General features: G+C 66.5%; 8 protein-coding genes. All 8 read right to left on the bottom strand.

The window, feature by feature from the left end; all coding sequences use genetic code 11:
• Positions 1 to 173: 173 nt before the first annotated feature.
• Positions 174 to 1,961: a hypothetical protein gene (locus L6Q96_16670; GenBank protein MCK6556190.1), complete on the bottom strand. Its 1,788-nt coding sequence runs from the start codon at positions 1,959 to 1,961 to the stop codon at positions 174 to 176.
• 678 nt (positions 1,962 to 2,639) lie between these two features.
• Positions 2,640 to 3,194, bottom strand: a complete 555-nt coding sequence (locus tag L6Q96_16665; protein ID MCK6556189.1) for a hypothetical protein — start codon at positions 3,192 to 3,194, stop codon at positions 2,640 to 2,642.
• A 346-nt stretch (positions 3,195 to 3,540) separates the two neighbouring features.
• The gene (locus L6Q96_16660; protein MCK6556188.1) at positions 3,541 to 4,002 is read right to left on the bottom strand and encodes a hydrogenase maturation protease; all 462 of its coding nucleotides are present in this window, start codon (positions 4,000 to 4,002) and stop codon (positions 3,541 to 3,543) included.
• Complete coding sequence (locus tag L6Q96_16655; GenBank protein ID MCK6556187.1) at positions 4,002 to 5,306, bottom strand: nickel-dependent hydrogenase large subunit; 1,305 nt, start codon at positions 5,304 to 5,306, stop codon at positions 4,002 to 4,004. Before L6Q96_16655 ends, L6Q96_16660 begins: the two co-directional genes overlap by 1 nt.
• Positions 5,272 to 6,069, bottom strand: a complete 798-nt coding sequence (locus tag L6Q96_16650) for an oxidoreductase (protein MCK6556186.1) — start codon at positions 6,067 to 6,069, stop codon at positions 5,272 to 5,274. Before L6Q96_16650 ends, L6Q96_16655 begins: the two co-directional genes overlap by 35 nt.
• Positions 6,066 to 6,896 carry an FAD/NAD(P)-binding protein gene (locus tag L6Q96_16645; GenBank protein MCK6556185.1) on the bottom strand — a complete coding sequence of 277 codons (831 nt, stop codon included), beginning with the start codon at positions 6,894 to 6,896 and terminating at the stop codon, positions 6,066 to 6,068. Before L6Q96_16645 ends, L6Q96_16650 begins: the two co-directional genes overlap by 4 nt.
• Positions 6,893 to 8,023: a 4Fe-4S dicluster domain-containing protein gene (locus tag L6Q96_16640; GenBank protein MCK6556184.1), complete on the bottom strand. Its 1,131-nt coding sequence runs from the start codon at positions 8,021 to 8,023 to the stop codon at positions 6,893 to 6,895. Before L6Q96_16640 ends, L6Q96_16645 begins: the two co-directional genes overlap by 4 nt.
• A gap of 123 nt (positions 8,024 to 8,146) precedes the next feature.
• Positions 8,147 to 8,605 (bottom strand): hypothetical protein, encoded by a 459-nt coding sequence (locus L6Q96_16635; GenBank protein MCK6556183.1) that lies wholly within the window; start codon positions 8,603 to 8,605, stop codon positions 8,147 to 8,149.
• Between the last annotated feature and the right edge of the window lies 1 nt (position 8,606).

Genomic DNA, 8,606 nt, shown 5'->3' with positions numbered 1-8,606 from the left:
AGCGCGCCCGGGCAGGGCAGCCGATTCTCGGTAACGCTCCCCCGCCAGATACCGGCGAGCCCGGTCAAGTAGGACGTCCCCCCCTCCTCCGGGGCGGCCGCGGCATCCTTGAAGCTTATCCTCGTCGACGACTCCAGACTGCCTGAGGACCTCGACGCGTGCGGGACGGATTCTCAATCCGACCGCGCCCTGAAACGGGTACCGTCGTTCCAGAGGGCCGTCGAGTGCGTCGACTCCCAGCACTGCGCGGCATCGCTGCGTGTGAGCCGGGCCCGGACAGGCAACGCGGCAATCGGCAGCGTTGGCGTTTGCAAGTCGACGCCCTTTCCATCGATACCGAGCGCCGCCTGCCCGGACGCCAACCCCTCCCGGAGCCCGAGCGAGCGCACTCCGTCGGAATCGCGGGCGAAATCCCGGTACCGGTAGCCGGTCTTCGTCTCCCTCCAGCAGGCGCCCTTGCCGCACGTGCCCCCCGCGGGTGCGGTCAGGTCGAGCAGGAGGCCGCCGTTCGCGTCGAAGACGCACGGGGTGAACGACGTCGATCCCGACATCGGGTCCCCGAAGTCGGGCACCTTGGCCACGCCGCTGCCGTTCCGCCACTCCCACGCCACGCGATCCTTCGCCGGGTCCGGTCTTTTCGTGATCTGCAGCAATCCGCGTCGCGAGAGCGCCGCCTGGCAGCTCGGGTTCGGGGGGACGAGGTGCGTACAGACGCCGAACGCGTCGCAGACGTCCGTCGTGCAGACGCTGCCATCCGTCGCACAGGGGGCGCCGCTCGGTTGCACCGACAGGCAATCGGCCGTGCAGCAGTCGCCGTCGAGGGTGTTGCCGTAGTCACACATCTCGTCGAGCGTGACGACCCCGTTGCCACAGCCGAGGGCCGCGACCGAGATCGTCCCGGCGGTGTAGAGCGCCGTGCCGCTCCAACCGAGGCCCGGACCCGGATCCGGGAGGACCAGGGTCGTGAAGCGGACGGACACCACGGTCGCGCCGATGTTCTCGAAGAGCGCGAACGTATCGCCGGGCTGGAACACGGTCCCCGGATCCGCGCGCCACTCGAGTGTACCACCGAGGTCGTTCGTCGTCGCGGCGGCGAAGTGCAACCGGCTGCTGCCGTCGAGCGCCAGCACGCCGCCTTTCAGGGCGAGGGACTGCCCCACCCGGACGGTGCCCATGCCGCGGATCTCGAGCGTGTGCCCTGCGACGTCGACGCCACCCTCGAGATCGAGCGTTGCCCCCGCCGACGCCTCGAACCGCGCGTCGCTCGCCAGTTGAACCGGCACGGCGAGGGCGTGCGCTCCGGCTTGGACCTCGGCAAATGCCGAGCCAGCGTCCGCGGCGAGCGCGATGGCGCCGCTCCCGCTGACGGCGTAACGATGCGGACTGCGAAAGCGCAGGCCACGCACGCTCCAGGGGCGATCGACCGTGATGGTCGCGGTCGCGCCGATGGCACTGCCGAAGTTGGCGACCTCCACGTCCGTATCGGGGCGGTTCCAGTAGTACCAGTTGGCGAGCGTCTCCCAGTTCCCGCTCGTCGCCGCCGCCCACCCACGCTCGCCCGGTGCCGGCTGGGCGATGGGATCGAGCCCGCTCGTGAACGTCACACCGGAGTCGGAGCCGAGCCCGAGGAAGTTCCCTAGCGCATCGAAGCGCAGGACGCGGCCACCCACTTCGCGCACCAGCACATCGCCACCGACGCCTTGCGCAAGACCATCCACCGTTCCGAGGGCGGTGCCGTCGAACGTGCTGCCCATCACGAACGAGCCGAGAGGCGCGTCCGCGTGCTGCGTCTTCTCCTGGCGTAGCACCTGGTTGCCGGCGGTGGTCAGGAGATGGAGCGGCGCCGCGGTGCGGAAGTCGGGGATGCGATGGAACGTGATGAGGTTAGAATCGTGCCCCCGCGGCGGCTTGTGGTCGACGCCGGGCTCACCGGTGAGGTCGAAAGCTGTGCGGGAGGCCACGACGAGGTCGTCGCCGTCGAAGATGCCACCGATCGTCGGGAGTCCACGAAAGCCTAATCTGTCGGCTTAGTAGTGATGGGCACAATTACGGCGACGTATTCCGTACGACGCTTTCCGTTCGCCCCGAGTAGCCCCGTTTTCTCAGGGGCGTATCGAGGGGCAGCCTGGCGGGCGGCTTTGCGGCCCCGCCCCTCGATACGCCGCCGGAAAGATGGTGCTACTCGGGGCGAACGGAATACGCTGCCGAATTAATGAACCGGAGTACTTAGTCACGCGATTTCGCTCTCATTTGGCGGATAGGCCGTATTGGTCGCGAAGCTGACGTCATGGCCCCCTGCGGTCGCGCGCCCGACGGTGTGGCGCAGCTCCAGTCGCCCTACGGGCTCCTTCCGCTGCGCCACACCGTCGCAGAAGTAAGCCCGCAGGCCAACAGTAATGGTTCAACCGAGCGGACATCATTAACTGCTAATGACCCGAACTTGTGTAAGTGTCAGCAACACTGTCGAGACGCCGTGCGTGGTCCCCGGCGTAAGCCGCCTCGTACGGCCGTGGATCGATGAGGAAGAGCAATGCCCCCTCGGGGAGGTCCCGATTGTCGACGAGGTAGAGACGATGTATGCTCGCACCCTCTGCTCATGCCCGAGTCGCACAGGGGGCGCCGCTGACGGGCGGTTGTGTTCAGTATTCTTCGTCGGGATGTTGCGCCAGATCCCACAGTTCAGCGAACTTCCGGCGAACGAAGGGATCGAGCTGTTCCCCGTAGTTTCGCGAAAGGGCGTTCTTGCGGATTAGCTGGACGACATCATCGAGATCTCGGAACCGATGCGGTGCGGTGAGGGCGCAAGCGAGCTTGAGCTCGATCAGACGGTCGAGCTTGACGACGCGAAAGCGATCGCCACGCAAAGCGGCGTCCGCGGGCCTGGGAAAGGACACCGGCTTGGGCCGCCCGTCTCCCGGGTAATCCCCGACGATCATGAAGTCGATCTTGACCCCGTGCACCGCATCGCGGATGGCCTTGCTGCCGGGAAAAAGCGGCGCATATCCGCGTCCGAGCCAACACTCTTTGAATCGGGCAAGGTCGTCGGCCCCAATCAGCACGTCGACGTCTTCCGTGGCACGCATCACGCCGTGGTAGTTCACCGCCAGCGCGCCGCCCACCGCGTACTCGACGTCCAGCGCATCCAATCGCTCCGCCAAGGCTTCTGCTGCAAGCTGCAGCGGTGACTTCCCCATGAAGTACTCCCCCAGGCGGGCAAGCGAAGCCCCCATTCGTTCGTCGACAGCGTCCCGCCCAAGCAGTTCCATCGAGACGAAGATACTCCATCTTCGAGGGGCCCGCCAATTGAAGCCGATCCTGGAGCCCGCTTCCCTCGCCACCGAGAGCACCGCGGACACAGACATCCGGACCTCTACGCTCGATGGAAGCCGACGTTGCATCCGGGAACCATCCGGAACCGGGGTTGCCGATCGAGGGTTCGATCGGCGAGCTGAGCCCGCTTCACAAGACGGCCGGCTTCTCTGTCGATGGCGTTGACATGGGCGGAATCGTTCTCCCGGAGGGATGGCGGGAACGTCTGGGCTAGCTCGCAGTTATGTCCGCCAGTATTGCCGCCACTACCGCACTGACGGCCGCGGCAACGGCCGGGGACAGCACGGTCTCCGGACCTCGTTGTTCGCCCTCCACGGCGTACACCACGACATGAGCGGGCAGACAGCCAACGCGCGCGGCGAGTTCGAGAACAGTGGGCACCGACAGACCGTGAGACGACGCCGAGGCGTCGCCCCGTAGTCGATCGTCCGGCCACCGGCAGCGCACAACGGTTCCCGGCGACGCACCGGAGACCATCGCATCGATGACGATCAACGAACCGCGTCCGTCGAGTATCTGGAGCAGGCGGTCCGGCGTCGCCACGGCATGCAGCTCGATCGTGCACGAGGTCTCGACAACCGCGGTCCGTAACGCGACCACCGCATTCCAGCCGACACTGTCGTCGCCGAACGGGCTGCCGCAACCCACCACTCGGATCGGCGACGGCAGCATCACCGGGAGTCGATGCGCAGGCGAAGGAAGTGCGTCGCGCAGCTTATGCACGGGTCGTAGTTGCGAATCGCCATCTCGCACAACCGGGTGGCGTCTGCCGGCTTGCGAGTCAACAACGCCGGCGCGAGGTCTCGTAGATCGGCCTCGATCTGCGCCTGGTTTTGCGAGGTCGGCGGAACGATCCGCGCGGAATGGATCACGCCCTGATCGTCGAGCTCGTAGGCATGAAACAGGATGCCCCGCGGCGCCTCCGTCGCCGCCCGGCCAACGCCGGCGCGGGCGACATAGGGAACGGCCGGTGCGGCCGGCGGCTCGTAGGCGTCGATAATCCGAATACTCTCGCCGATCGCGTACATGACCTCGAGAGCGCGGGCCACGATGCCGGTGTAGGGATTCGTGTTCGGCCAGGGAATGCCGGTCGCCCGCGCCGCCGCGGTCACCTCGGGTCCGAGCAGGTCGAAGTTCAGGTTGACGCGTGCGAGCGGGCCGACGAAGTAAGGCCCGCGACCCTTTACCTTCGCATGCAGGGCGTTGGAGTACGGTACCTGGTGTTCCTCGAAGCAGTCGTCGAACTGATCCTGCGAGGCGTCGATACCCTTGCTCGAAACCACCCGCCCGTCGCTCATCGGGTACTCGCCGGGTTGCCGCAACGAGACGAACTCGATATCGCCGTGCTGGTCGGGCAGATCGAATCCCGCCACCCAGCGAACGCAGGCCGCCGCATCGTCGTAGGCCCGGACGAGCATTTCCCGCAGCGGGGCCAACTGCCTGCGCGCCGGCACGCTCCAGAAGCCGCCGAGACACGCCCCGACGGGGTGAACGGCACGGCCGCCGAGCGCCGCGATCACCGCGTTGCCGGCCTTCTTGATCCGCAAGCCGCGCTGGACAGCCTCGGGTTCCTTCTCGGCGAGCGTCACCACACTCTCGCAGTCGTGGAAATCCGGCGCCGCCAGCATGTGGATGTGCAACGCGTGGCTTTCGATCCACTCCCCGCAATAGAAAAGCCGCCGCAGCGCCCGAATGGCCGGGTCGACCGCGACACGAAAAGCGCGTTCGATGGAGTGCACGGCACTCATCTGGTAGGCGACCGGGCAGATACCGCAGATGCGCGCGGTGATGTCGGGGGCCTCGCTGGCGTGTCTACCGCGCAGGAACGCCTCGAAGAACCGCGGCGGTTCGTAGATCTCGAAACGCAGATCGACGACCTTGCCCCCCTCCATCGTGAGGTAGAGCGCGCCTTCGCCCTCGACCCGCGTCAGGCCGCGGACACTAATGTTTCGTAACCGGGCGGTTTTCGATGGCATCGCTCGTATCCCGCATCGGCCGCAAGTAGCCGTTCATCAGGCGCAACCGGCGCACGCATTCGTCGCGGCTCAACCCCTGCCGCTCCAGCAGTTCCGCAAAGGCGTTCATGTTGGGATCGTCGACCGGCCCGAAGCATCCGTAACACCCTCGGCCGACGCTCGGACACACCGCTCCGCATCCCGTGCGCGTGATCGGCCCCAGGCACGGCTGCGCGGCCGCAACACTGACGCACGTCAGACCGCGCCGCTTGCACTCCAGGCAGAGGGCGTGACCCGGCAGGACCGGCGCCGCGCCGGAAATCAGCGAGCGCACCACCGTCAGCAACTGATCCTTGTCGATCGGGCAGCCCCAGAGTTCGAAGTCGACGCGTACGTGCTCGGCGATCGGCGTCGACGTCGACAGGGTCGAGATGAACTCCGGGCTCGGATAGACGATGCGTTTGTAGTCCTCGATGTTGGCCCAGTTCCGCAGCGCCTGTATACCGCCCGACGTCGCGCACGCACCGATGCTGACGAGCCATCGGGTCGCCGCACGCACGCCAACGATGCGCCGGGCATCGTCGGGCGTCGACACGCTCCCTTCGACGAAGGTGACGTCGTAAGGACCGCGCACCTCGCGGCTGCGAGCTTCGGGAAAGTAGGCCAGATCGACGAGCTGGGCCAGTGCCAGCAGTTCGTCTTCGGCATTGAGGAACTGCAACTGACAGCCGTCGCAGGAGGCGAACTTGATGACGGCTACGCTCGGCTTGCTCGACGTCTTCATATCCCGCTCACTCCGAACCAACGCTTGACCTGCGGGTAGGCAAAGACGGGCCCGTCCTTACAGAAGAAAAGGGGGCCGAGCTGGCAATGGCCGCACAGGCCGAAGGCGCACTGCATGTTGCGCTCGAGGGACAGGAAGATCGCCTCCTCCGCTATGCCCTTGCGACGCAACGAACGGATGGCGGCGCGCATCATGGCCTCCGGACCGCACATCATGGCCACCGCGGTGGGACTGACGACCAGTTCGTCGAACAGATTGGTGACCACGCCAACCCGATAGTGCCAGCTCTTGTCGGGTTGATCGGCGGTCAGGTACACCCTGGTGCGCGGGTGCAATCTCCACGCGTCGAATCGCTCGCGGTACAGCAGGTCGTTCGGGGTCTTGACTCCGTGCAGGATGTGCAGAGTGCCGAACTCCTCGCGCCGGCGGAAGATGTAGTTGATCACGCCGACAACCGGCGCGCAGCCGAGTCCGCCGGTAACGATCACCACTTCGCGACCGCGCGCGCTATCGAGCGGCCAGCCCTTTCCGTACGGCCCCCGGATGCCGATGACGTCGCCGACCTGCCAGCCCGTCATCACCGCGGTTACGCGCCCCGCAATGCGGATGGTGTGCTCCAAACGCGTCGGGTCGGCGGGGTCGGATACGATCGAGATGGGCACTTCGCCCACGCCATAGGCGTACAGCATGTTGAACTGCCCGGGTGCGAACGTGAACTTCCGCCGTACCTCCGGGTCGACGAAGCGGGTGACGAAGGAGTGAATGTCCTCGGCTTCGAGCCGCCGTTCGACAATGCGTGCGGCGTGCAGTGCGAACGGCGTGGTCACGACGGTGTCCCTCCGCGCCGCGCGCGGATAGCCGCCACTTCCGCGGTCAGGTCGATGCCCACCGGACACCACGAGATGCAGCGTCCGCATCCGACGCAACCCGAGGTGCCGAACTGGTCGATCCAGCTTGCGAGTTTGTGGGTGAGCCATTGCCGGTAACGGTCACGAATGCGCGGCCGGAAGTTCTTGCCGGCGATATGGGCAAACTCGTACGAGAAACACGAGTCCCACTGACGTACCCGTTGACTGCTGGCGTTGTCGAGCGCGGGCACCTCGACGACCGCGTGACAGAAACACGTCGGGCACACCATCGTGCAGTTACCGCAGGACAGGCAACGGCGGGCGACGTCGTCCCACTGCGGGCTCTCGACTTCGTCGAACAGCAACCCCGGAAGGTCGGAGCGGTCAACGGCGCGGGCCATCGACGTGGCGCAGGCGTCGACCTCGGATCGGGCGGCCGCGACGTCCGCGGGCGGCGCCACCTCGAGGGCCAGCGTGCCGACCAACTCCTCGCCGGCTGCGCTGCCAACGTCGACCAGCAGGCGCCCGTCGAGCTCTGTGAGTGCGAGGTCGCATCCGGCGGGCGCCGCCGGCCCCGTCCCCATCGAGCTGCAAAAGCACGTGGGCGCCGCGCGCGTGCAGTTGACGACGATCGACAACAGCCCCTGGCGCCGCCGCTCGTAATGCGTGTCGCGGAACCGACCGCCGATAAAGACGCGGTCCTGGATCTCCAGGGCGGCAAGATCGCAGGGCCGCACCCCGAGCGCGGCAACCGGTTGCGTCTCTTCCGCCACCTCCCTGACCGCGAACCCGCCGCGCTCGCGGCGCATTTCGATCAACGGCTCACGGGGCAGGTAGAAGATGCCCTTCAGAGAACCCGGACCGTTGACGACACCGAACAACAGGTCGCCCCCGGCCTCCTGCAGTCGATAAACGCCGGCTTCCTGATCGTCGCGGCGACCGACCGGGAGGTCCTGGACCGCACGCACCTCGTCGATAACGACGGCGCCGTTGCGTACCACCGGACCGACGACACGAAATCCACGCGCCCACAACAGGTCGATGAGGTCATTGACTCGATCTTTAGGGAGCAAGAACGCCGCGCGCGATTCGCCTGTGCCCGCCATGGTCTCGGACCGGTCTCTTACCCACAAATCGTGCCCCACGTCGATCGGACGTGCGAACGACGACTTGACCGCCGGGCATCGGATCCCTTCGCAAGAACAGGAATGGGTGCGACGCCCGCCGTCTCAGGAGCGCCGTGGGCCGAAGATCTTCTCGTTCTCCCGCGCGGCTTCTTCGAGCTCCTTGACCCAGTCGCGGGCGCGGCGCGGGGCAGCACGGAACTCGGCGTAGAATTCCCGCGCCAGTGCCGTGCGGCTAATCCCCTCCGGTGCCAGCATTATATCGACCTGCGCACTGGTCATATCGAAGGCACTGTGGACGACGGTATCGGGGTCCATGTCGAACTCGGCCAGCACCTGTCGAATGACGCCGGCGTTGGTACCGAAGCGCTGCGCCACCTGGTGGATATTCTGAAAGCAGTAACCGTCGTCGGCGGTGATACCGAGGTGGTACGCGCAGAATAACGCGAACGGATCGATAGCGTAGCGCTGTGCCAGACCGGAAGGCTGCGCCGGCCGCCGGTCGGACCGGCCTGGTACGGGATCGGACGGGAAATGCCGGCGGCGTCGATGGGGGCCGCTCATG

The sequence above is a fragment of the Candidatus Binatia bacterium genome (assembly GCA_023150935.1).
Classification (GTDB): domain Bacteria; phylum Desulfobacterota; class Binatia; order HRBIN30; family HRBIN30; genus JAKLJW01.
This window is presented reverse-complemented; position numbering and strand designations above follow the sequence as displayed.

Excerpts from the sequence above, each read along its gene's own strand:
- L6Q96_16665 (MCK6556189.1), bottom strand. The coding sequence starts at position 3,194 with ATGGGGAAGTCACCGCTGCAGCTTGCAGCAGAAGCCTTGGCGGAGCGA.
- L6Q96_16660 (MCK6556188.1), bottom strand. The coding sequence starts at position 4,002 with ATGCTGCCGTCGCCGATCCGAGTGGTGGGTTGCGGCAGCCCGTTCGGC.
- L6Q96_16655 (MCK6556187.1), bottom strand. The coding sequence starts at position 5,306 with ATGCCATCGAAAACCGCCCGGTTACGAAACATTAGTGTCCGCGGCCTG.
- L6Q96_16650 (MCK6556186.1), bottom strand. The coding sequence starts at position 6,069 with ATGAAGACGTCGAGCAAGCCGAGCGTAGCCGTCATCAAGTTCGCCTCC.
- L6Q96_16640 (MCK6556184.1), bottom strand. The coding sequence starts at position 8,023 with ATGGCGGGCACAGGCGAATCGCGCGCGGCGTTCTTGCTCCCTAAAGAT.
- L6Q96_16635 (MCK6556183.1), bottom strand. The coding sequence starts at position 8,605 with ATGAGCGGCCCCCATCGACGCCGCCGGCATTTCCCGTCCGATCCCGTA.